Origin of the sequence: Mammaliicoccus sp. J-M40 (assembly GCF_022386395.1) — a bacterium.
Classification (GTDB): domain Bacteria; phylum Bacillota; class Bacilli; order Staphylococcales; family Staphylococcaceae; genus Mammaliicoccus; species Mammaliicoccus lentus.
The window spans coordinates 342,000-362,828 of the sequence record NZ_JAJNIQ010000001.1 but is presented as its reverse complement, the minus strand read 5'-3'; the positions used below and the strand labels follow the sequence as shown (position 1 = coordinate 362,828).

Annotated in this window: 23 protein-coding genes; 4 read left to right on the top strand and 19 right to left on the bottom strand. The window is 31.0% G+C overall.

Features of this window, described 5'->3' with window-relative positions; translation table 11 throughout:
* Nucleotides 1-10: 10 nt before the first annotated feature.
* The 3 genes from buk to LQ688_RS01940 all read right to left on the bottom strand — a co-directional run bounded on the left by buk (nucleotide 11) and on the right by LQ688_RS01940 (nucleotide 3,278).
* The gene (buk, locus tag LQ688_RS01950) at nucleotides 11-1,072 is read right to left on the bottom strand and encodes a butyrate kinase (protein WP_239752574.1); all 1,062 of its coding nucleotides are present in this window, start codon (nucleotides 1,070-1,072) and stop codon (nucleotides 11-13) included.
* Nucleotides 1,072-2,172, bottom strand: coding sequence for a Glu/Leu/Phe/Val dehydrogenase dimerization domain-containing protein (locus tag LQ688_RS01945; protein WP_275589806.1), 1,101 nt, complete (start codon nucleotides 2,170-2,172; stop codon nucleotides 1,072-1,074). Before LQ688_RS01945 ends, buk begins: the two co-directional genes overlap by 1 nt.
* A gap of 215 nt (nucleotides 2,173-2,387) precedes the next feature.
* Nucleotides 2,388-3,278 carry a phosphate acyltransferase gene (locus LQ688_RS01940; protein ID WP_239706315.1) on the bottom strand — a complete coding sequence of 297 codons (891 nt, stop codon included), beginning with the start codon at nucleotides 3,276-3,278 and terminating at the stop codon, nucleotides 2,388-2,390.
* Nucleotides 3,279-3,399: 121 nt separating this feature from the next.
* Here LQ688_RS01940 and LQ688_RS01935 point away from each other — a divergent pair, with 121 nt between their 5' ends.
* Nucleotides 3,400-3,675, top strand: a complete 276-nt coding sequence (locus LQ688_RS01935) for a DUF2627 domain-containing protein (protein WP_017000264.1) — start codon at nucleotides 3,400-3,402, stop codon at nucleotides 3,673-3,675.
* Between the two features lie 9 nt (nucleotides 3,676-3,684).
* On the opposite strand, the gene LQ688_RS01930 is transcribed toward LQ688_RS01935, so the two are convergent.
* From LQ688_RS01930 to LQ688_RS01870, 13 genes are all read right to left on the bottom strand, one after another.
* The gene (locus LQ688_RS01930; protein WP_070045399.1) at nucleotides 3,685-4,398 is read right to left on the bottom strand and encodes a sporulation initiation factor Spo0A C-terminal domain-containing protein; all 714 of its coding nucleotides are present in this window, start codon (nucleotides 4,396-4,398) and stop codon (nucleotides 3,685-3,687) included.
* Nucleotides 4,399-4,426: 28 nt separating this feature from the next.
* On the bottom strand, nucleotides 4,427-6,097 hold the full coding sequence (gene recN, locus LQ688_RS01925) for a DNA repair protein RecN (RefSeq protein ID WP_017000262.1): 1,671 nt from the start codon (nucleotides 6,095-6,097) through the stop codon (nucleotides 4,427-4,429).
* Nucleotides 6,098-6,114: 17 nt separating this feature from the next.
* Entirely contained in the window at nucleotides 6,115-6,567 is a 453-nt protein-coding gene (gene ahrC, locus LQ688_RS01920; RefSeq protein WP_017000261.1) for a transcriptional regulator AhrC/ArgR, read from the bottom strand.
* A gap of 146 nt (nucleotides 6,568-6,713) precedes the next feature.
* Nucleotides 6,714-8,585 (bottom strand): 1-deoxy-D-xylulose-5-phosphate synthase, encoded by a 1,872-nt coding sequence (gene dxs, locus LQ688_RS01915; RefSeq protein ID WP_017000260.1) that lies wholly within the window; start codon nucleotides 8,583-8,585, stop codon nucleotides 6,714-6,716.
* Between the two features lie 43 nt (nucleotides 8,586-8,628).
* The gene (locus tag LQ688_RS01910) at nucleotides 8,629-9,507 is read right to left on the bottom strand and encodes a polyprenyl synthetase family protein (protein ID WP_135031052.1); all 879 of its coding nucleotides are present in this window, start codon (nucleotides 9,505-9,507) and stop codon (nucleotides 8,629-8,631) included.
* Nucleotides 9,488-9,706: an exodeoxyribonuclease VII small subunit gene (locus LQ688_RS01905; protein WP_017000258.1), complete on the bottom strand. Its 219-nt coding sequence runs from the start codon at nucleotides 9,704-9,706 to the stop codon at nucleotides 9,488-9,490. Before LQ688_RS01905 ends, LQ688_RS01910 begins: the two co-directional genes overlap by 20 nt.
* A 5-nt stretch (nucleotides 9,707-9,711) precedes the next feature.
* Nucleotides 9,712-11,037 carry an exodeoxyribonuclease VII large subunit gene (gene xseA, locus LQ688_RS01900; RefSeq protein WP_064211058.1) on the bottom strand — a complete coding sequence of 442 codons (1,326 nt, stop codon included), beginning with the start codon at nucleotides 11,035-11,037 and terminating at the stop codon, nucleotides 9,712-9,714.
* Between the two features lie 17 nt (nucleotides 11,038-11,054).
* The gene (gene nusB / locus LQ688_RS01895) at nucleotides 11,055-11,444 is read right to left on the bottom strand and encodes a transcription antitermination factor NusB (protein WP_017000256.1); all 390 of its coding nucleotides are present in this window, start codon (nucleotides 11,442-11,444) and stop codon (nucleotides 11,055-11,057) included.
* Between the two features lie 58 nt (nucleotides 11,445-11,502).
* Nucleotides 11,503-11,862 carry an Asp23/Gls24 family envelope stress response protein gene (locus LQ688_RS01890; RefSeq protein WP_017000255.1) on the bottom strand — a complete coding sequence of 120 codons (360 nt, stop codon included), beginning with the start codon at nucleotides 11,860-11,862 and terminating at the stop codon, nucleotides 11,503-11,505.
* Between the two features lie 12 nt (nucleotides 11,863-11,874).
* Nucleotides 11,875-13,233, bottom strand: a complete 1,359-nt coding sequence (accC, locus tag LQ688_RS01885) for an acetyl-CoA carboxylase biotin carboxylase subunit (protein ID WP_017000254.1) — start codon at nucleotides 13,231-13,233, stop codon at nucleotides 11,875-11,877.
* Between the two features lies 1 nt (nucleotide 13,234).
* Complete coding sequence (accB, locus tag LQ688_RS01880) at nucleotides 13,235-13,681, bottom strand: acetyl-CoA carboxylase biotin carboxyl carrier protein (RefSeq protein ID WP_239752573.1); 447 nt, start codon at nucleotides 13,679-13,681, stop codon at nucleotides 13,235-13,237.
* 227 nt (nucleotides 13,682-13,908) lie between these two features.
* Entirely contained in the window at nucleotides 13,909-14,466 is a 558-nt protein-coding gene (gene efp, locus LQ688_RS01875) for an elongation factor P (protein WP_017000252.1), read from the bottom strand.
* Between the two features lie 24 nt (nucleotides 14,467-14,490).
* Complete coding sequence (locus LQ688_RS01870) at nucleotides 14,491-15,546, bottom strand: M24 family metallopeptidase (protein ID WP_218688376.1); 1,056 nt, start codon at nucleotides 15,544-15,546, stop codon at nucleotides 14,491-14,493.
* Between the two features lie 99 nt (nucleotides 15,547-15,645).
* Between LQ688_RS01870 and LQ688_RS01865 the strand changes: the two genes are divergently transcribed.
* Together LQ688_RS01865 and LQ688_RS01860 are read left to right on the top strand one after the other, a co-directional pair.
* Nucleotides 15,646-16,236, top strand: coding sequence for a hypothetical protein (locus LQ688_RS01865; RefSeq protein ID WP_017000250.1), 591 nt, complete (start codon nucleotides 15,646-15,648; stop codon nucleotides 16,234-16,236).
* A 55-nt stretch (nucleotides 16,237-16,291) separates the two neighbouring features.
* Complete coding sequence (locus tag LQ688_RS01860) at nucleotides 16,292-16,504, top strand: SA1362 family protein (protein ID WP_017000249.1); 213 nt, start codon at nucleotides 16,292-16,294, stop codon at nucleotides 16,502-16,504.
* 83 nt (nucleotides 16,505-16,587) lie between these two features.
* Here LQ688_RS01860 and LQ688_RS01855 read toward each other — a convergent pair whose 3' ends face one another.
* A complete protein-coding gene (locus LQ688_RS01855) occupies nucleotides 16,588-17,418 on the bottom strand; it encodes a lipoate--protein ligase family protein (RefSeq protein WP_064205409.1) in 831 nt (276 codons plus the stop codon).
* Between the two features lie 120 nt (nucleotides 17,419-17,538).
* Between LQ688_RS01855 and LQ688_RS01850 the strand changes: the two genes are divergently transcribed.
* Nucleotides 17,539-17,919, top strand: coding sequence for a rhodanese-like domain-containing protein (locus LQ688_RS01850; RefSeq protein ID WP_064205408.1), 381 nt, complete (start codon nucleotides 17,539-17,541; stop codon nucleotides 17,917-17,919).
* A gap of 97 nt (nucleotides 17,920-18,016) precedes the next feature.
* On the opposite strand, the gene gcvPB is transcribed toward LQ688_RS01850, so the two are convergent.
* Complete coding sequence (gcvPB, locus tag LQ688_RS01845) at nucleotides 18,017-19,492, bottom strand: aminomethyl-transferring glycine dehydrogenase subunit GcvPB (protein WP_017000246.1); 1,476 nt, start codon at nucleotides 19,490-19,492, stop codon at nucleotides 18,017-18,019.
* Nucleotides 19,485-20,828: an aminomethyl-transferring glycine dehydrogenase subunit GcvPA gene (gene gcvPA / locus LQ688_RS01840; RefSeq protein ID WP_064205406.1), complete on the bottom strand. Its 1,344-nt coding sequence runs from the start codon at nucleotides 20,826-20,828 to the stop codon at nucleotides 19,485-19,487. Before gcvPA ends, gcvPB begins: the two co-directional genes overlap by 8 nt.
* Between the last annotated feature and the right edge of the window lies 1 nt (nucleotide 20,829).

The following is a 20,829-nucleotide window of genomic DNA, read 5'->3' as shown; positions in this document are numbered from 1 at the left end:
GTATTACTCCTTATTCATATGACTTGGTACTAATTTTACCTTGTAAAAGGTCCAAAATGCCAACATTTAGGGCTTGCATTTCTTTTTCTCCTTTGTATATCGTAACATTTTGTAGCCAAGATACATATTTTTTTACTTTATTTACTAAATATTCAGAATAACTTAACCCACCAGTTATAATGATTTGATCAACTTCACCTTCTAATGGTACAGCGCAAGCACTGATTGATTTTGCTATTTGGTAAGCCATAGCATCTAATACTAATTTGGCTTCTTTATTTCCTTCGTTTATCATTCTTACTACTTCTCTACAATCATTTGTCCCAAAATATGAAAGTAAACCAGATGATTTACTGAGTTGATTATTTGCTTCTTCAACAGTGAAGTTGTTTTCTTTCACCCATTTAATTAAAGCATCATTGGGTATTGAGCCGGCTCTTTCAGGACTAAATGGTCCTTCTCCAAGTAATCCGTCATTTACTTCAACGACACGGCCTTTCTTATGTGCCCCTACGCTAATTCCACCACCTAAATGTGCAACGATAACATTTATATCATCGTATACTTTATTATTATCTTCAGCATATTGTTTTGCAACAGATTTTTGGTTTAATGCGTGGAAAATACTTTTTCTTTCTATTCCTTTAATACCTGTTATTCTTGCCTCTGGAATTAATTCATCTACAACAACAGGATCAACTATGTATGCTTTAATTTTGAACTTTTTAGATAATTCATAACCTATCAAACCACTTAAGTTAGATGCATGAAATCCATATTTAAACGTCTTTAAATCTTCTAACATCTTTTCATTTATAAGATAAGTACCACCTTGTATAGGCTTCAACACACCACCTCTACAAGCAATAGCGTCTATTGCTTGTAGAGAAAAATTGTGTTGATTCATAGAATTCTTGATACTTTCAAGTCTATATGGAACTTGATCAATTAGTGGAAGATTTGTCACATTCATATCATGTCTTATAACATCTTCGTATAGCATTTCATAATCAGTAAATACTGCTACTTTAGATGAAGTGCTGCCTAAATTAAGTACAAGAATATTTTTCATTAACGTTTACCTCTAGATAAAATAGATTTTTCTGTACTTAAGTAAGTACTTCTTACATTCATCATTTGGTTAATACGTTCTTCAGCTAAAATTTCAGCAGCTCTAGCCGATGTAATTTTATCACGCTTGCTTATTTCAAATACTTTATCCATTTGATCATAAATTTTTTCAATATTAGCAATTGCACGCGCTTCGTTATAGCCATCTAATTCATCAGCAACATTGATAACACCACCGGAATTAGTAACAAAGTCTGGTGCATATACTATACCTTTATTTTCAAGTTGGTCAGCATGTTTATCAATATCTTCTAATTGGTTATTTGCACTACCACAAACAACTTTAACTTTTAATCTGTTAATTGTGTCGTCATTTAATACTCCACCTAATGCACAAGGTGCAAATACGTCAGCTTCAACATCATAAATTTCATCGATACCTACACTTTTAGCATTAAAATCATTTAGAACTCTGTCTACAGCTTCTTGATTAATATCTGTAACGACTAAATGAGCACCTGCTTCATTTAAATAGCGACAAAGTTCGTAAGCAACATGACCTACACCTTGAACTGCTACAGTTTTACCTTCTAGATCATCTGAACCGAAAGCTTCTTTAACTGCACGTTTCATTGATACAAACACACCTAAAGAAGTTTTCGGACTTGGATTACCACTTGAATGGTGACTTTCTGATAAACCAACAACATAATTTGTTTCTTCAAAAATAGTATCCATATCCATTTCCGTAGTGCCCACATCTTCTGCAGTGATATATCTACCATTTAAGCTTTCTACATATCTACCTAATGCTCTAAATAATGCTTCTGATTTATCTTTTTTCGGATCTCCGATCACAACTGTTTTACCTCCGCCAAGGTTTAAACCGGCAGCAGCATTTTTATATGTCATACCTCTTGATAAACGCAGTGCATCGTTTATCGCTTCTTCTTCACTTTCATATGGCCACATTCTACAACCACCTAATGCAGGTCCTAATGTTGTATCATGAATAGCAATGATTGCTTTCAAACCTGAACTTTTATCATGACAAAAAACGATTTGTTCATAGTCATATTTTTCAATTGTTTCGAATAACATAATAATCCCCTTTTCATTCTATATATAATAAACTTCATCTTTAATTTTACATCAAATGTTTTATTTATCAAATAAATTCATGCAAAATGATAGCGCTTACAAAAAGTAAAAATTTTTAGAATATTCTAAATAACTTGGTATCTATAGATTGTAATAACTTTCCAGTTATTCTAAATTAAAGCATAATTAACATTTTATTATTTAAATATACTAAATTATACTAATGTTAATGCACAGCAAATTGAATGAAATTTATCTTTAGATGAATCTGAACGAGAAGTTAATATGACAGGAACTTTAGCACCTACTATTACTGAAGCAACATCAGCATTAGCTAAATACACTAGAGACTTATATAATATATTTCCACTTTCAATTTGTGGAACAATAGCAGCATCAATATTCCCAGAAACATTTGAAGATATTTTTTTTATAATAGAAGCTCGTTTATTAATCGCAGCATCAAAAGCTAATGGGCCTTCAATTTCAACATCTGTATTTTCTTTTTTAATATAATCTACTATTTCCTTTGCATCAACTGAAGATTGCATTTTAGGGTTAACTGTTTCGATAGCAGATAATACAGCAATTTTAGGTGTGTCAATGCCTAATTTCTTTAAATTTGATATTACATTTTCAGTAATTTCTATTTTTTGATTTACGTCAGGTGCAATATTCATTGCAACATCTGAAATTGCTAACATTTTATGATATGTTGGGATTTTGAAGAAAGATAGGTGACTAATTCTCTGAGTCGTTTTTAAAGAATATTTATCTTTAAGTATTTCTTTTAAAATTTCTGACGACGATACTAATCCTTTCATTATTAAATTTGCAGTGCCTTCATTAACCGCCCTAACGCATTCTGAAATCGTATGTTCATAATCTCTTGTTTGAACAATTTTAATCTTTTCGAATTCCTTATGACTTAAATTAAAAGAACGTATTAATTCGTCTTGTGGTTCTTCATCAAATAAAATAAATTTAGCTCTTGTCTGTTTAATACATTTTATAATCGCTTTAATAATACCTTCATCATTTGATTTGCAAACTGCTATAGTAGCATCTATATTTTGACCTTTATTTATCATTTCATTAAATTGCATATAAACCCCTCCTAATATTAATCATAATCAAATTTCACCGATTATTCCATCTTTTCCTTGTTTACTTTCATTCATCATCTCATATATAATATAAGTTATTAATAAATAGGAGTTTTCAATTATGCAAAAATATATTGCATTAATCATTTTAGTTATTCCGGGAATTTTAGCAGGCTTAGGTATTAAATGGATGCGAGATGCTGTCTTTGGAGAGCTCGTCCCCCAATTACAATTTATATGGCTACAGTTTTTACTAGGTCTTATATTTTTTGTGTTTGGTGTTGTTTTCATCGGTGGATATATATTGCATAGAGAAAAGAAAAATAAACGCGCTCAAGAATACTTTTTAAACAAAGATAATCAAAGGAAACAATCAAAAAAAGCTGACAAATCTTAAATAGATTTATCAGCTTTTTTTAATTTGATCGTCTTTATATAATTGATATAAATGAATAATAAATTCACCATTTGTAGGTCTTACATATGAATTTTCTTGTTTATACCAATATTTTTTTAAATCTTTATCCCACGCTAATTTAATTGCATGTCTAATTGAACGTTCTACATTATTCGATTGTACATTAAAATATTCTGATATACGTGGATACAATTCTTTTGTAAGTTGCATATTATGTGAGTGTTCTAGCATTATTTGTACGCCATATTTGATATATTTATAACCATTAAGATTATAAGAAAAACCTATTTTCTCTAATAATAAATCTATAGCATCTATTTCAGCTATAATAGGTTTATTATTATTAAGAACACGTTGAATTGTATTAAGTAATACATCAAATTCTACCGGTTTGATAAGAAAATAATCTACGCCTAAGGAAACAGATTCCTTTAATAGGTCATCACTGACAAATGCACTCATACAAATTACTTTATACTTTTTATTAGGTTTTATATATTTTTTTAGCAAAGTCATGCCATCAATATGAGGTAAAATTAAGTCTAATAAAAGAACGTCGAAAGTATCTGTATTAAGAATCTCCAGTGCTTCTTTACCATTGTAACCTATATTAACTATTTCAATATCATGTGTTTTCAAATAATGAGACACTTCGCTCACATAAGCTTTCGAATCCTCTATTATCGCTACCTTAATACTCATATTTAACACCCTATCAAATCATACTATTTTAATTTTTATTTTGAATTATCATTTCTTTAGCATGTTGTTTTGTTAATTCTGTCACTTCAACACCCGAAATCATTCTAGCTATTTCATCTATTTTATCGTCTCCGACTAATTGTTTGATAGATGTAATCGTCCGATCGTTTACAGTTTCTTTAGTAATGTATAAATGATTATCACTAATCGCAGCGACTTGTGGTAAATGGGAAATACATATCACTTGTATTGATTGAGATATTTGATACATTTTTTCTGCCATTTTTTGAGCTACACGACCAGAAACACCAGTATCTACTTCATCAAATAAGATTGCTGTCTGACCTTTATTAGATACAAATATGCTTTTTAATGCTAACATTATTCTTGATAATTCACCACCTGAAGCGATTTTATTTAAACTTTTCAGTGGTTCACCTTTATTCGGACTGATTAGAAATTCAATTTCTTCTAAACCATTTTTACCTGGTGATGTTTCAGTAAATGCTATTTCAATATTAGCATCTTGCATATGCAAGTTTTGAACTTCATCAATAAGTCTATCTCTTAACTTCAATGCGATTTTTCGTCTTTTTGTAGATAATAACTTTCCTTTTTCAAGAACTTCTTCATGTAAGCTTTGAATTTCTTCTCTTAGTTGAGTAGTACTTTGTTCGTAATTTTCAATTTTGAAAATTTCATCATCAATTTTGTCACGATACTTAATAAGCTCAGGAATACTTTTACCATATTTCCGATTTAAATCATTTAAAACATTTAATCGAGATTCGTATTCATTTAATAATGATTCATCAAACTCATTATTTGTTAAATCATTATATAATTCATGTTTATAATCTTCTAACGTATAATACATTTGATCTAATTCTTCACTAAAAGCAGTATATTTATCTGGTATTATATCATTAATATTTTGAATTTCTTGATTAAGTTCATAAATTTTATCTGGTATATTTTCTTCACTACTTAAAAATAAATGAGCTTTATTTAAACTTTCGCTAATTTTCTCATGATTTTGTAGCTTTTTAATTTCTTGGTTTAAAAAGTCTAATTCATCTTCTTTTAAATTAGCATCATGTAATTCATCACGTTGAAATTTTATCAAGTCTAATCTTTGTAGTAAAGCCTGGTCTTGAGATTCTAACTTCTCTAACTCTTGCTTTTTAATTCTATAAGATTCATAAACATTAATATAATTATCAATTTCTTTTTGGTATTTACCATCAGCATAATTATCTAAAAGTGTTAAATGATATTTGGGCTTTAATAGAACTTGTGTTTCGTGCTGTCCATGTATATCCAACAATTCTTGCATAACTGTTTTTAATTCAGCTAAAGTTACATTTTGGTTATTTAATTTACAAAGACTCTTACCTGATGCGAATATTTCTCGTTTCACAAATAGAAAATCTTCATCAACGTCAATGTCTAAATTTTGAAGGATTTTATTGACGTTTGGAACATTATCAATGTCAAACACACCTTCAATTGTTGATTTTTGTTCACCATGTCTTACAAAACTTTGTGACGCCCTCGCACCTACTAACTGACCTATAGCATCTATAATAATAGACTTACCTGCACCCGTTTCACCACTTAGTACAGTTAAACCATTTGAAAAATTTATTTCTAAAGATTCAATTATTGCGAATTGTTTGATTGTAAGTGCTTGTAACATAGTTTATTAAATCTCCTTTAAAGCATATTGAAAATTCTATCTGTAATAATTTCTCCAGATTCTTTGTCTTTACAGATAATTAAGCACGTGTCATCACCACAGATTGTTCCTAAAACTTCTTTCCAGTCAATTTGATCTATAATAGCACCGATTGATTGAGCGTTCCCGGGTAATGTTTTTAGTACAAGTAAATTATCTGCACCATCGATTTTCACAAATGAATCCATTAAATATCTACCTAATTTATCAATTGGGTGATATTTTCTATCTCTAGGTAAACTATATATATATTGACCTGATGGAGCTGGGACTTTGATTAATTGCAACTCTTTAATGTCACGAGAAATAGTGGCTTGCGTGATGTTTAAATCGAGCTCGTTTAACCTTCTAACTAATTCTTCTTGTGTTTCTATTTGTTCGTTTGAAATAATTTCTCTTATTTTAATTTGTCGCATTGTTTTATTTGCCATTTATAACACCTCAACTAATGAATATTTATACAATTATAATAGCATAAAATTTGTAAAATGAGTAATGTAAGCGCTATTAAATATTTAAAAGACGCTTTATTATTACTAAAGCGTCCTTTTTATCATAATTATTCATCTGTTTATAATTATTTTTTTATTATTGATTTAGCAACTGATTTTATATTTGCTTTGGAGATACCTATATCTTCTAATAATAAATTAACATCTCCATGTTCTATATATTCATCATTTATACCGATTCTTCGCAGTTTATTTTCATAATCGTTTTCTATAATGAATGTTGCAATTTGTGTACCTAAACCACCAGTTAACATAGATTCCTCTATCGTAATAAACGGTATACCTTTTTCGCCTAGTTCATGTAACAACTCTACATCCATCGGCTTAATAAATCTAGCATTTACTACGGTAGCATTTATTCCTTCTTTCAATAATTCATCGGCTACTTCAGTAATTAATTCTAAAGTTGGACCGTAACTTATTAATGTTACATCATTGCCTTCTCGTTCCTTTGTCCAACTTCCTATGGATAATACTTTTATTTCTTCTCTATCTTCTACTGCTGGTGCATTACCTCTAGGATATCTAATCGCCATTGGACCATGTTCGGTTTCAAATGCAGTTTTAAGCATGTCCTTTGCTTCATTACCGTCTTTAGGCATCATAATCGTGAAATTAGGAAATTGATTTAAAAATCCTATGTCAAAGACGCCTTGGTGTGTTTCTCCATCTGCACCAACTAAACCAGAACGATCAACACCAAATAAAACGCCAAGGTTTTGTCTATCAACATCATGTAGTAGCTGATCATAAGCTCTTTGCATGAAAGTTGAATATATAGCTACATATGGTTTCATACCTTGAGTCGCTAATCCAGCAGACATTGTTACAGCGTGCTGTTCTGCAATACCTACATCAAAAAATTGTTCAGGTAGTTCTTGCTGAAACTTCGTTAATTTTGAACCAACTGGCATTGCTGGTGTAATAGCTACTACACGTTTATCTTGTTTCGCATAATTAAGTACTTCATTGCTCATTAAAGCACTCCAGGCAGGGCCTTCTGCTTTTCCTTTAATCACTTCACCAGTTTCAAGTTTATATGGTCCTAAACCATGCCAAGTGCCTACTGTATCAATTTCTGCGGGTTTATAACCTTTACCCTTTTTAGTAACAACATGAATCAATACAGGTTTATTTATTTGTTTAGAAGCATTTATTGCTTCGTCTAATTCTTTAAAATTATGACCATCTACTGGACCAATATATTTGATACCTAACTCTTCAAAAAATATACCATCAACGACTAAATATTTTAAACTGTCTTTAATTTTATCAGCTGAGTCCCTCAATTTATCTCCACCTGGTAATCTTGTGATAAAGCTCTCAGCATCAAATTTAAAACGATTATAATTATGATTTGTTCTAATTCGTCCAAACATATTATGCATCGCACCTACATTCGGAGCAATACTCATTTCATTATCATTTAATATAATTGTTAAATCAGTTTTGTCGTGACCGATATGATTTAATGCTTCTAAAGCCATACCGCCTGTCAAAGCACCGTCTCCAATAACTGGAACGATGTGATTTGTGTTTCCAAGAATATCGCGTGCTTTTGCCATCCCCATGGCAGCTGATAATGAAGTGGAACTATGTCCTGCTTCCCAAACATCATGTTCAGATTCTTTCATTTTAGGAAAGCCACATAATCCTTTATATTGCCTTAAAGAATCAAACTCGTGTCCTCTTCCAGTCAAAATTTTATGGATATAAGCTTGATGACCAACATCCCAAATAATTTTATCTGTTGGGCTGTTAAAGTGTTTATGTAAACTCAGTGTTAATTCAACAACACCTAAATTCGCCCCGATGTGTCCCCCAGTTATAGAACATGTTTCAATTAAAAATTTTCTGATTTCTGCGCTTAATTCCTCAAGTTCAGAGTTTGATAATCCTTTTATAAAGGAAGGATTTTTTATTTTTGAAACATCCATTATTTTACCACCTTTAGCCCTATTACCTATAAGTTCGAGATTATTACTTTTCCCTATTTGCAAATAATTTAGTTAACGATTTAAGTTCTTCAGTATTATAATCTTTACCTAATTGCTCAAGTAAATATAACGCTTGGTTAACATGTTGCTCTAGAGCAATTTTTGTATTAGTTGTCCCAAGTATACTTATATATGTACTCTTATTGTTTGTTTCATCGCTTCCAACAGCTTTTCCAATTTTATCAAAGTCACCTTCGATATCTAATAAATCATCTTTTATTTGGAAAATTAAACCTAATTCTTGGCTAAATGAATCTAATAATAAAAATGTTTTACTATTTACTTTAGCAATTGTACAAGCTGCAACAACAGAAAAACGTATAAGCGCTCCAGTTTTATATCTGTGAATTTTACGTAGAGTATCTAATGAAATATCTTTATTTTCACTATCCATATCGAGAATTTGGCCACCTACCATACCTTGATGCCCAGCTGCTTCAGATAATAATCTTATTAATTTAACTTTTTCTTCAGAGGCTAACTCTTTATCTTTAGAAATAAGTTCGAATGCCTTCGTTAATAAAGCGTCTCCTGCTAAGATAGCTGTTGCCTCGCCAAATAATTTATGGTTTGTCTTTTTACCACGTCTATAATCGTCGTCATCCATTGCAGGTAGATCATCATGAATTAATGAATACGTATGTATCATTTCTAGAGCTTTGGCAGTTTCCATACCTTTATTTATGTCAGTCTTCAACATAGATAACGTCATTAATAATAAAACAGGTCTAATTCGTTTACCACCAGCAGAAAGAGAATAGCGCATACTTTCTTCTAATTGAGTCTCAACTATAGGGATAAGTTTGGTGTTATTGAGTGATTCATTAAATTTTTCAACATAATTATTCATTATCTGATTCATTAGAATCACCTTCTTTTTTTACTAGCTTGTTAACTTTATCTTCAGCTTCTTTAAGTTTTGTTTCACATTTACTGCTCAATTCAATGCCACGTTGATAAAGTTCTATAGATTCTTCTAATGAAATATTCTCTTCATCTAATTTACCTACAACTTTTTCAAGTTCTGTCATCATTTCTTCAAATGTCTGTTCTTTAGTCACAATCATCACCTAATTTCTTTAACATTAGCTTTTATTTTACCATCTTTTAAGTTAACCGTAATTTCATCTTCTACACTTAAATCATCTTTACTTGTGATTATTTTATCATCTTTCTCAATAATAGAATAACCTCGTAACATTGTTTGTGTAGGACTTAAAGTATCTAATTGTACAAGCTTATTAGCTAATAGTTGCTTTTTATCAGTCAAAATACGATTAATCAGCTGATTCTGTTCATATTTCAAACGATCAAAATCTTGTCTGTATTGAAAAATTCTATTGGAAATTGGTCCAATTCTTAATTTATTCTGTAATATATCCATTCGATGTTTATATCGGAGTATTGTTTGCTCGAGATTTCTATTTAATTGCTTTTGATAATCATCTAGTAATTGAGTTTCCTGATCATATAATAATGATGGTGTTTTCAATTTATAGTAAGATGATAACTGATTCAGCCTTTGTTTTTCTCTTTGAATATCTTGTGTGATATGTTTCGTCAAATATTGACGTGCATTCTGAATAAGTTGATACAACGCATTTATATCTGGCGTTGCAATAACAGCGGCTTGTGTAGGTGTAGCAGCTCTAACATCACTTACAAAATCACTTAATGTCGTATCAGTTTCATGTCCTACTGCAGAAATAATAGGAGTAGAACAATTATATATAGCTTCAACTACTTCTTTCTCGTTAAAACTCCATAAATCTTCAATTGATCCACCACCACGGCCAACGATAATAACATCAACACCCATAGAGTCCGCCTCTTTAATATTGTTAATAATATTATCCTTAGCTCCTTTACCTTGAACTAAAGTACTTATGAGTACTTGTTCAGCAAGCGGGTAACGCTTGTCTAGGGTAGAACAAATATCTCTTATTGCTGCACCTGTTGAAGCAGTTAAAACTGCTATCTTTTTAGGATATTTTGGAATACTTAATTTATGATCGGCATTAAAATAACCTTTCTCAGCAAGCTCTTTTTTTAGTGCTTCAAATTTCTCATATAGCAAACCAATACCGTCTAATTGCATAGTTTGAACATAAATTTGATATGAACCTCTTGATTCATAAACGCCTATACGTCCCTCAATTAAAACTTGATCACCTTCTTTTGGCTCAAATGATAATTGGTTAGCATTGGATTTAAACATCATTGCGCTTAATACACCTTTATCGTCTTTTAAAGCAAAATAAAGGTGCCCGCTTGAATGTCTTTTGAAATTTGATATTTCTCCTTTAATAAATACATTTTGGAGATGAGGGTCTTGGTCAAATTTATATTTTATATATTTTGTTATAGCTGTAACTGTTAAATACTTATCCATTTAATTATCACTCTTTATTATTTTGATAGGCTGCTTAATACACCATTAATAAATTTATAATGATCATCATCACTATAAGTTTTTGATATTTCTACCGCTTCGTTGAATACGACCTTTTCAGGTGTATCTGTATATTCTAATTCATATGTGGCCATTCTTAAAATAATTCTATCTGTTTTCAGTAATCGTTCAAGCGTCCAATTTTTCAAATGTGGTTTGAAAATATCATCTAATTCGTTAGATTTTTCAATAACTTGATTGACATAGTTTTTTACATATAAATATTGTTCACCCTTAAAATCTTCAACTAAATAAGAAATAGCTTCTTCTACAGTTAATTCAGTTTTGTTGTTTTCTAATTGATACAAAGTTTTGAACACAATTTCTCTTAATTCTTGTCTTTTCATATTCTTCTCCTTCAAAGAATAAGAGGATGCACGCATCCTCTTAATTAATCATTGTTTATTATTGAAAGTGTATATTGACGATATGAACATTAACTTCTTTAGGTGTTAATGCAGTCATTGTATTTAATGCTTGTTTAATTTCTGATTGGACTTTTCTCGCTGTTTCAGAAATTTTTGTTCCGTAGTCAAATGTACAGTAAACATTAATATAAATACCATCTTCTTTTATATCGACTTTAATACCTTTACCAAAATTCTTTTTCCCGAATTTTTCTAAGGAATTCTTATTAAAAACGGATTGCATGTGAGAGACACCTTTGATATCTGTAGTTGCTATACTTGCTATTACCTCAATTACTTCTGGCGCGATCTCTATTTTACCTAAAGAAGGCTTTTCATTTTCAATTGTTTTAGCCACTTGAATCCCTCCTTAATTATCTTCATTATTTATAATATCATGAATCTCGAGGAAATTGGTATTAAAATCACCTGATTTGAAAACATGATTTTCTAATAATCTTAGATGGAAAGGGATAGTTGTATCTATACCAGTTACTAAAAATTCTGTTAAAGCTCTTTTACCAATTTGTATTGCTTCAGTACGGTCTGAACCATATACAATTAGCTTAGCAACCATGGAATCATAATAAGGCGGTATAGTGTAACCTGCATAACAAGCTGAATCTATACGTACACCAAATCCACCAGGTGTTAAGTATTGATTGATTTTACCAGGTGAAGGCATAAAGTTTTTAAATGGACTTTCTGCATTGATTCTAAACTCAATAGCGTGACCTGATAAATCTACATCTTCTTGCGTCAATGGTAATGCTTCACCACTTGCAACTTTTAATTGTAATTTAACTAAATCCATACCCGTTACCATTTCAGTAACAGGATGTTCTACTTGGATACGTGTATTCATTTCCATGAAATAAAATGTATCTTCATCTAAATCATAAATGAATTCAATCGTACCTGCATTTTCATATTCAACGGCTTTAGCAGCTCTGACAGCTGCCTCTCCCATTTCTTTTCTCATTTCCTCTGATAATACAGGTGAAGGTGATTCTTCTACTAATTTTTGCATACGACGTTGAATCGTACAATCACGTTCTCCTAAATGAATCACGTTTCCAAATGAATCGCCTAATACTTGAATTTCAATATGTCTAAAGTTTTCTATGAATTTTTCTAAATAAACGCCTTTGTTACCAAACGCTGTTTCAGCTTCTTGTTGAGTCATTCTAAATCCAGTAACAAGCTCTTCTTCATCGCGTGCTATTCTAATACCCTTACCGCCGCCGCCAGCTGTTGCTTTAATAATTACTGGATAACCAATTTTTTTCGCGCATTTTTTTGCGATTTTAACCGTATCTACTAACCCGTCACTACCTGGTACAACAGGTACATTAGCTTTTATCATTTCCTCTTTAGCAACATCTTTAATCCCCATTTTTTGAATGGATTTGTAACTAGGGCCGATAAATTTAATTTGGCAAGCTTCACACATTTCTGCAAAGTCGCCATTTTCAGCTAAAAAGCCGTATCCAGGGTGTATGCCATCACAACCTGTAGATTTAGCAATTGATAGAATGTTAGGTATGTGTAGATATGAATCTTTAGATTGTGTTGGACCAACACAATATGCTTCATCAGCAATTTGAGTATGTAATGCTTCTTTATCTGCTTCAGAATAAATGGCTACTGTTTGTATATCAAGTTCTCTACAAGCTCTAATAATTCTTACGGCTATTTCCCCTCTATTTGCTATTAATACTTTTTTCATATTATTTCACCTTGAACAACGGTTGGCCATACTCTACCATTTGTCCGTCTTCAACTAATATTTCAGTTATTTCACCTGATACTTCAGCTTGTATTTCATTAAATAGTTTCATAGCTTCCAATATACATACAGTAGTATCAGACTCAACTCTAGATCCAACTTGTACATATGGGCCTTCATCTGGTGATGGAGATTTGTAGAAAGTACCTACCATTGGTGCATTAATAGTGATGCTATTATCTACTTCAGTTTCAGGAGCAGGTTGTGTGTCAGCTTGATTTGTAACTGGTGCAGACTCTGCTACACGTGTAGGTTCTTGATTATAGATAACTTCTTGTTTAATTTCTTTTTTTAAAGTCAGTTTAAATTCTTTATCATTAATGTCAATTTCAGTTAAAGAAGAATTGTCTAGTACGTCAACAAGTTCTTTAATTTGTTTCAAGTTCATGTAAAAAAACTCCTTTTAAATTCAAATTCATGATACTTCATACATTTTACTTTAGTGGTCATACCAATTCAAGCGATTTTAATATTTAATTAAAATTTGGGAGTGTAATACAAATTTTGAATTTTAAAAAGCCTTATATAAATACATTTACAAAACAGTCGCACACTATCCATATAATAATTTAGGCTGAGACACTTATTTATGTCTCAGCCTAAATTGTTTAAATATTATCCTCTTGATACGTAACTTCCATCACTTGTATTAATAACAAGTTGGTCACCTTCGTTAACGAATAAAGGAACATTTAAAGTATACCCTGTTTCTACAGTAGCTTGTTTAGTAGCACCAGTTGCTGTATCACCTTTAATACCTGGTTCAGTTTCAGTGACTGTTAAAGTAACTGTGTTAGGCATTTCGATACCGATTGTTTCACCTTCGTACGTTTGAATATGAACTTCCATATTTTCTTTAATAAATTTAAGCTCATTTTCTAAAGTGTCGCCAGGTAATTCTAATTGATCATATGTTTCATTATCCATAAATACATGGCTGTCACCATTAGCATATAAATATTGCATACGGTGGTTATCGATTTGTGCTCTTTCTACTTTTTCACCAGCTCTAAATGTCTTTTCTTGAATGGCACCAGTTCTTAAGTTTCTTAACTTAGAACGAACAAATGCTGCACCTTTACCAGGTTTAACGTGTTGGAAGTCCATAACTTTCCAAATACCATTATCTACTTTAACTGTTAAGCCTGTTTTAAAATCGTTTACTGAAATCATTCATTTTCCTCCTAATTATCCTTCTTATAAAATAATAAGGTCTTTTGTGGATTTAGTAAAGCGCTGTAAGCCATTTTTTGTTACTAATACGTCATCTTCTATTCTTACACCACCAAGTCCTTCTACATATATACCTGGTTCTAACGTAACGCACATATTTTCTTCAAGAACTATATCTGATTTTTGTGATAATGCAGGACCTTCATGTACTTCTAATCCTATACCGTGTCCAAGAGAATGTCCAAATTGCTCGCCGTAACCATAACTAGAGATAATATCGCGTGCGATAGAGTCTGCTTCTTTACCAGTCATACCTGGTTTAATTTGCTCTAATGCTGCTAATTGTGATTCTAATACAATATTATATATTTTTTTCATTTCTTCTTTAGGTTCACCAATAGCAAATGTTCTCGTAATATCACTAACGTAACCTTCATATAACGCACCAAAATCTAAAGTAATCATGTCTCCTTCTTCAATTACTTTATTACTTGCAACACCATGAGGTAAAGCTCCACGATGTCCAGATGCTACTATTGTATCGAATGAAGAGCATGTTGCACCTTTACTACGCATGAACATTTCCATTTCATTATTTACTTCGTTCTCAGTCATACCTGGTTTAACCCACTTAAGAATATGTTCATATGTTTCATCAACGATATCAGCTGCTTTTTGGATTTGTTTAATTTCAAAATCATCTTTAATCATACGAATTGTTTCAATTACACCTTCAATAGAAGATAATTGTACTTCGTCTGTATTTAAAGCTTGATATTCATTATACGTAATTAAATCTGCTTCAACACCTACATTTTTATAATCACCGTGTTGAATTAATTCATTAATTTTATTAATCATAGGACCATTTTGATTAATAATTTCAAAATCTTCAGCTTGCGATTTCGCTTGTTGTATATATCTGAAATCAGTAATTAATTGTTTCGTATCCTGGGTGATTAATAAACTCCCGCTTGTACCAGTAAATCCAGAAAGGTATCTTCTATTGTATGGCGAAAGAACAACAATAGCATCTAACCCTTTTTGTTCCATTACTTTTCTTAAGTTTGTAAATTTCATATTTATCCCCTTTCTATTTGTACAATAAATCTATATACATTAAAATAATATCATACATAGTTTAAATTTTTCAGAGTAAAACATTGGGAGTTAAAAAATATGAAAAAAATAATAACAATATTAATGACGAGTACAATCATATTATCAGCATGTGGTAATGATAAAATAGATCAATTAGAACAAAAGAAATCAAAATTAAAAAAAGAAAATAGAAAAGCTAAACAAGAAATTACGAATCTAGAAGATAAAAATCAAACATATAAACAAAAGGAAAAAACATTAGAAAATTCTATTAAAAACAAAGAAAGCCAAGTAACATCACAATTTTCTATTACATATTTACGTTCTTCTACTCAATTTATAAATGAAACAAGATCGAACATATCTGAATATAATAAAATAAATGATGATATTAAGAAAAAACTTGGAGACGAAAATATTAAAAATAAAATAGAAAATATATATACGAATCAAAAGACAATTTCAAATGAGTATAAAAATGAGATGAAAGGCAAAACCATTCCAAAAGATTTTAAAAATTTACATGAAAATTTGGAAAGTCTATCTAAAAATATAGAAAATGTTTTCAAAGATTTAAAAGACGCTTATGAGAAAAAAGATAAAAAGAAAATAGAAGAATCTATTAATAAATTAAATGGTTTGAAGGATGAAATAGGTCAAATTAAGTGAGGTATTATCTGAAATATGATATATTAAATAGACTAATAAACTAAGGTGAGATTTTATGAAAAAGTTTTTGTTTTATTTAATTATAATAATTGCATTGTTTGGATTAATTATGAATCTTGATTTCTTTATTATGGGATTCATTAGAATGGTTATTTCATTAATCATATTTGGTATTATCATTTATTTAATTTATTATTTCTTCTTCTTAACACCCGATCAAAGAAAATACAAAAAAGCAGTTCGTAAAAACAAAAGAAAAAATAGATAAATATGAAATCGGGAGATAAATTCCCTTCTCAATATTAAAATCCCAATCCGTTGATTTTTTACTTCGGATTGGGATTTTTTGTTTTATTTTCTATAAGTCCATTCTTCTGATCGATATTTATCTTCTAAGTGTTTTATTTCTTCTTTTTGAGATTCTGTGAATTCTAATGGTTTAAATTCAATATTTAGTCCTTTTTTAAAACCTTCATAGAATGCTGTTTCCATTTCTTCTAATGTAATGTGACGATCTGAAATATCATTTATAGCGATTGCTTTATCCATAAATGCAGCTTTCATTTTTTCTTTTAATCTATCATTTCTATATGTAAACATATCGAACAATTCATCTACATTAATATCTTGAAGAATTGAACCATGTTGTAAGATAACACCTTTTTGTCTAGTTTGGGCGCTGCCAGCTATCTTTCTACCTTCAACTACAAGTTCATACCAACTCGGTGCATCAAAACAAACTGAGCTTCTTGGACTTTTTAACTTTTCTCTTGCTTCTTTAGATTTCGGAACCGAAAAGTAAGCTTCAAAGCCTAATGCTTTAAAACCTTCGAGCAACCCTTCAGATATAACTCTATATGCTTCAGTTACAGTCTGAGGCATGTTTGGATGCGACTCTGGTACGATAACACTATAAGTTAATTCTTTGTCATGTAAGACACCTCTGCCGCCTGTTGCGCGTCTTACTAAACCAAATCCTTTTTCTTTAACCTTTTCAATATCTATTTCTTTAGTGAGTTTTTGAAAATAACCGATTGATAAAGTTGCTGGATTCCAAGTATAAAACCTTATTACAGGATCAATTTCCTCCCTGCTTACAAAATTCATAAGCGCTTCATCAACAGCCATATTATAAAACGGATTGCTAGATTTTGTATTTACAAAATGCCAAGTTTCTTTCACAATAAAAACTCCTATTCGATAAATTCTATATACTTTATTATTTTAGCAAATATATTTTGATAAATCTCACAATAAATCTTATAATAGTAGTTATAGAGTTAAATTGGGAGGAATTAGACCATGAATTATTGGTACATCGCGCTCATCGTCCTAGTTTTGATTATCATTTATATGGCAATAAACTACACTTTAAATAAGCGCGCAGTCACAGAATTAGATCAAAATGAGTTTCACAAAGGATTAAGAAAGGCGCAAGTCATAGACTTAAGGGAAAAAGCCGATTTTGACTATGGTCATATCGTTGGTGCTAGAAACATACCAATGAGTGTTTTCCGCACAAGATATCAAGGGTTACGTAAAGATCAACCTATATACTTTTGTGATGCCAATGGCGTAGCAAGTTATAGAGCCGCAAAAATGATGAAGAAAAAAGGTTACACAGATCTTTACATGTTAAAAGGCGGATATAAAAAATGGACAGGAAAAGTTAAATCTAAATAGATTAAAAACGTCCAGATTAAAAACTTTAATATTTAAAAAATAGCAGTGAAAAATTCCGTTTTTTTTGGAATTCATCACTGCTATTTTTATTTTATCATTATACTTTTTCTTCTTTTAAAAGTTCGAATTTTAATACTGGTTTTCTAGCTGCTTGAGTTTCATCTAGTCTACCAATAACAGTTGTATGCGGTGCATCTAATACCAATTCAGGATCTTCTTCAACTTCTTTTGAAATTTGAATTAATGTATCACAGAATGCATCTAGTGTTTCTTTTGATTCTGTTTCTGTTGGTTCAATCATCATACATTCCTCAACATTTATCGGGAAGTAAATTGTAGGTGGATGGAAATTGAAATCAAGCAAACGTTTTGCCATATCTAAAGTTCTTACACCAAGCTTTTTCTGTCTTGAACCACTAATTACAAATTCGTGTTTACAATGTTGCGTATATGGTGTATCAAAATGATCTTGTAATCTTCTCAACATGTAATTAGCATTTAATACTGCTGCTTCAGATACTGCTTTTAGACCATCAGGCCCCATAGTTCTAATATAAGTATAAGCACGTAAATATATACCAAAGTTGCCGAAGAATGGTTTTACTCGACCAATAGAATTTGGCATATCATGTTCAAATTTATATACATCATTCTCTTTAATAACAGTTGGTTTTGGTAAATATGGAATTAAATCAGATTTGACTCCAACCGGACCTGAACCAGGACCGCCACCTCCATGAGGACCAGTAAACGTTTTGTGTAAGTTTAAATGAACAGCATCGAATCCCATATCTCCCGGACGTACTTTACTCATAATTGCGTTTAAATTTGCGCCATCATAATAAAGTTTACCGCCTGCTTTATGAACAATTTCTCTTATTTCAAGTATATCTTCTTCGAATAAACCTAAAGTATTCGGGTTCGTTAACATAATAGCTGCAGTATCATCACCTACAACCTTTTTCAAATCTTCTATATCGACTAATCCTTTATCATTAGATTTTACAGTGACAGTATCAAAACCTGCGACTTTTGCAGAAGCTGGGTTCGTGCCATGAGCAGAATCTGGTACGATAACCTTCGTTCTATTATAGTCACCGTTTGCTTCATGATAAGCTTTAATCATTAATAATGCAGTCCATTCACCATGTGCACCTGCTGCTGGTTGTAATGTTACTTCATCCATTCCTGTAATTTCTTTTAAGTGTTCTTGTAAATCATAAATGATTTCTAAAGAACCTTGAACAGTTGCTTCATCTTGAAGTGGATGAGCATTTGCAAACCCAGACATTCTTGCTACTTTTTCATTAACTTTAGGATTATATTTCATCGTACATGAACCAAGTGGGTAAAAACCTGTATCAACCCCATGGTTTTTATTAGATAGCTCAGTATAATGTCTCATTAAATCCAATTCACTAACTTCAGGTAACTCGGCTTTTTGTTTTCTAGTGAATTTATCCCCTAAAATTTCTTTTATGTTTTGATTGTCTACTTCTTTTTCAGGTAATGAATATGCAAATCTGTCTTCTCTTGATCTTTCAAAAATTAATTCACTTGATGGTTTACGCATTATATTCACCTACTTTTTCAATAAATGTATCTATTTCATCTTTCGTTCTTAGTTCAGTTACAGCAATTAACATATGATTTTTTAAATTGTCATCTACAAATCCTAAATCAAAACCACCAATAAAGCCATCTTGCAATAGTTTTTCATTAATTTCTGCAATAGGCTGGCTAAATTTAACAACAAATTCATTAAATGAAATGCCTTCTAAAACTTCAAAACCATTTTCTTTTAATTTATTTTTCATATAATACGTGTTTTCCATGTTCATTTCAGCCATTTCATAGACACCATTTTTGCCTAATGCACTCATACATACTGAAGCTGCTAATGCGTTCAATGCTTGGTTTGAACATATATTAGAAGTTGCTTTATCTCTTCTAATATGTTGCTCGCGGGCTTGTAATGTTAATACAAAACCTCTGTTCCCGTCATCATCTTGAGTTTGTCCAACTAATCTACCTGGTAATTTACGCATTAATTTTTTAGTTGAAGCAAAGTAACCACAATGAGGTCCTCCATATTGAGCTGGAATACCAAATACTTGTGCATCACCGACTACAATATCTGCACCAAAATCTCCAGGAGGCGTAATTAAACCTAAAGCTAATGGGTTACTAGAAACAATAAATAAAGCTTTTTTGTCTTCAATTAATGTTTGGATTTTTTCTAAATCTTCTAAAGAACCAAAGAAGTTTGGATACTGAACACAAACTGCTGCTGTATCATCATCTATTGCAGCTTCTAATTTCTCTAAATCCGTAACAGTGCCATCTAAATCTATTTCTACAACATCAATATCTTGAGCTTTCGTATATGTTTTAAGTACTTCAATAGATTGATAATGTACAGATTTAGAAACAATAACTTTTTTCTTTTTTGTATGACCAGCTGCTAATACAGCTGCTTCTGCAAATGCTGTCCCGCCATCATACATTGATGAGTTTGCAACATCCATACCTGTAAGTTCGCAGATTAATGTTTGGAACTCAAAAATCGCTTGTAACTCGCCTTGAGAAATTTCTGGTTGGTATGGTGTATATGCAGTGTAAAATTCCGATCTAGAAATTACATGGTCAACAACCGTAGGAATATAATGATCGTATACCCCTGCTCCTAAAAATGAAGCATGTGTTTCACTCGTAATATTTTTATTAGCTAGTTGAGACAGTTCCCTTAATAAAGCTGTTTCTGATTTCTTTTCTTTAATATTTAAAGGTTGATTAAACCTAACTGACTCAGGGATGTCAGTAAATAATTCATCTACTGATTTAATACCAATTACATCTAACATTTCTGATTTATCCTTCTCTGTTAAAGGAATATAACGATGACCCATT

What these genes read in the sequence shown, in the direction of transcription:
- buk (WP_239752574.1), bottom strand. Translation starts at nt 1,072, where the DNA reads ATGAAAAATATTCTTGTACTTAATTTAGGCAGCACTTCATCTAAAGTA.
- LQ688_RS01945 (WP_275589806.1), bottom strand. Translation starts at nt 2,172, where the DNA reads ATGTTATTCGAAACAATTGAAAAATATGACTATGAACAAATCGTTTTT.
- LQ688_RS01940 (WP_239706315.1), bottom strand. Translation starts at nt 3,278, where the DNA reads ATGCAATTTAATGAAATGATAAATAAAGGTCAAAATATAGATGCTACT.
- LQ688_RS01935 (WP_017000264.1), top strand. Translation starts at nt 3,400, where the DNA reads ATGCAAAAATATATTGCATTAATCATTTTAGTTATTCCGGGAATTTTA.
- LQ688_RS01930 (WP_070045399.1), bottom strand. Translation starts at nt 4,398, where the DNA reads ATGAGTATTAAGGTAGCGATAATAGAGGATTCGAAAGCTTATGTGAGC.
- recN (WP_017000262.1), bottom strand. Translation starts at nt 6,097, where the DNA reads ATGTTACAAGCACTTACAATCAAACAATTCGCAATAATTGAATCTTTA.
- ahrC (WP_017000261.1), bottom strand. Translation starts at nt 6,567, where the DNA reads ATGGCAAATAAAACAATGCGACAAATTAAAATAAGAGAAATTATTTCA.
- dxs (WP_017000260.1), bottom strand. Translation starts at nt 8,585, where the DNA reads ATGGATGTTTCAAAAATAAAAAATCCTTCCTTTATAAAAGGATTATCA.
- LQ688_RS01910 (WP_135031052.1), bottom strand. Translation starts at nt 9,507, where the DNA reads ATGAATCAGATAATGAATAATTATGTTGAAAAATTTAATGAATCACTC.
- xseA (WP_064211058.1), bottom strand. Translation starts at nt 11,037, where the DNA reads ATGGATAAGTATTTAACAGTTACAGCTATAACAAAATATATAAAATAT.
- nusB (WP_017000256.1), bottom strand. Translation starts at nt 11,444, where the DNA reads ATGAAAAGACAAGAATTAAGAGAAATTGTGTTCAAAACTTTGTATCAA.
- accC (WP_017000254.1), bottom strand. Translation starts at nt 13,233, where the DNA reads ATGAAAAAAGTATTAATAGCAAATAGAGGGGAAATAGCCGTAAGAATT.
- accB (WP_239752573.1), bottom strand. Translation starts at nt 13,681, where the DNA reads ATGAACTTGAAACAAATTAAAGAACTTGTTGACGTACTAGACAATTCT.
- efp (WP_017000252.1), bottom strand. Translation starts at nt 14,466, where the DNA reads ATGATTTCAGTAAACGATTTTAAAACAGGCTTAACAGTTAAAGTAGAT.
- LQ688_RS01870 (WP_218688376.1), bottom strand. Translation starts at nt 15,546, where the DNA reads ATGAAATTTACAAACTTAAGAAAAGTAATGGAACAAAAAGGGTTAGAT.
- LQ688_RS01865 (WP_017000250.1), top strand. Translation starts at nt 15,646, where the DNA reads ATGAAAAAAATAATAACAATATTAATGACGAGTACAATCATATTATCA.
- LQ688_RS01860 (WP_017000249.1), top strand. Translation starts at nt 16,292, where the DNA reads ATGAAAAAGTTTTTGTTTTATTTAATTATAATAATTGCATTGTTTGGA.
- LQ688_RS01850 (WP_064205408.1), top strand. Translation starts at nt 17,539, where the DNA reads ATGAATTATTGGTACATCGCGCTCATCGTCCTAGTTTTGATTATCATT.
- gcvPB (WP_017000246.1), bottom strand. Translation starts at nt 19,492, where the DNA reads ATGCGTAAACCATCAAGTGAATTAATTTTTGAAAGATCAAGAGAAGAC.
- gcvPA (WP_064205406.1), bottom strand. Translation starts at nt 20,828, where the DNA reads ATGGGTCATCGTTATATTCCTTTAACAGAGAAGGATAAATCAGAAATG.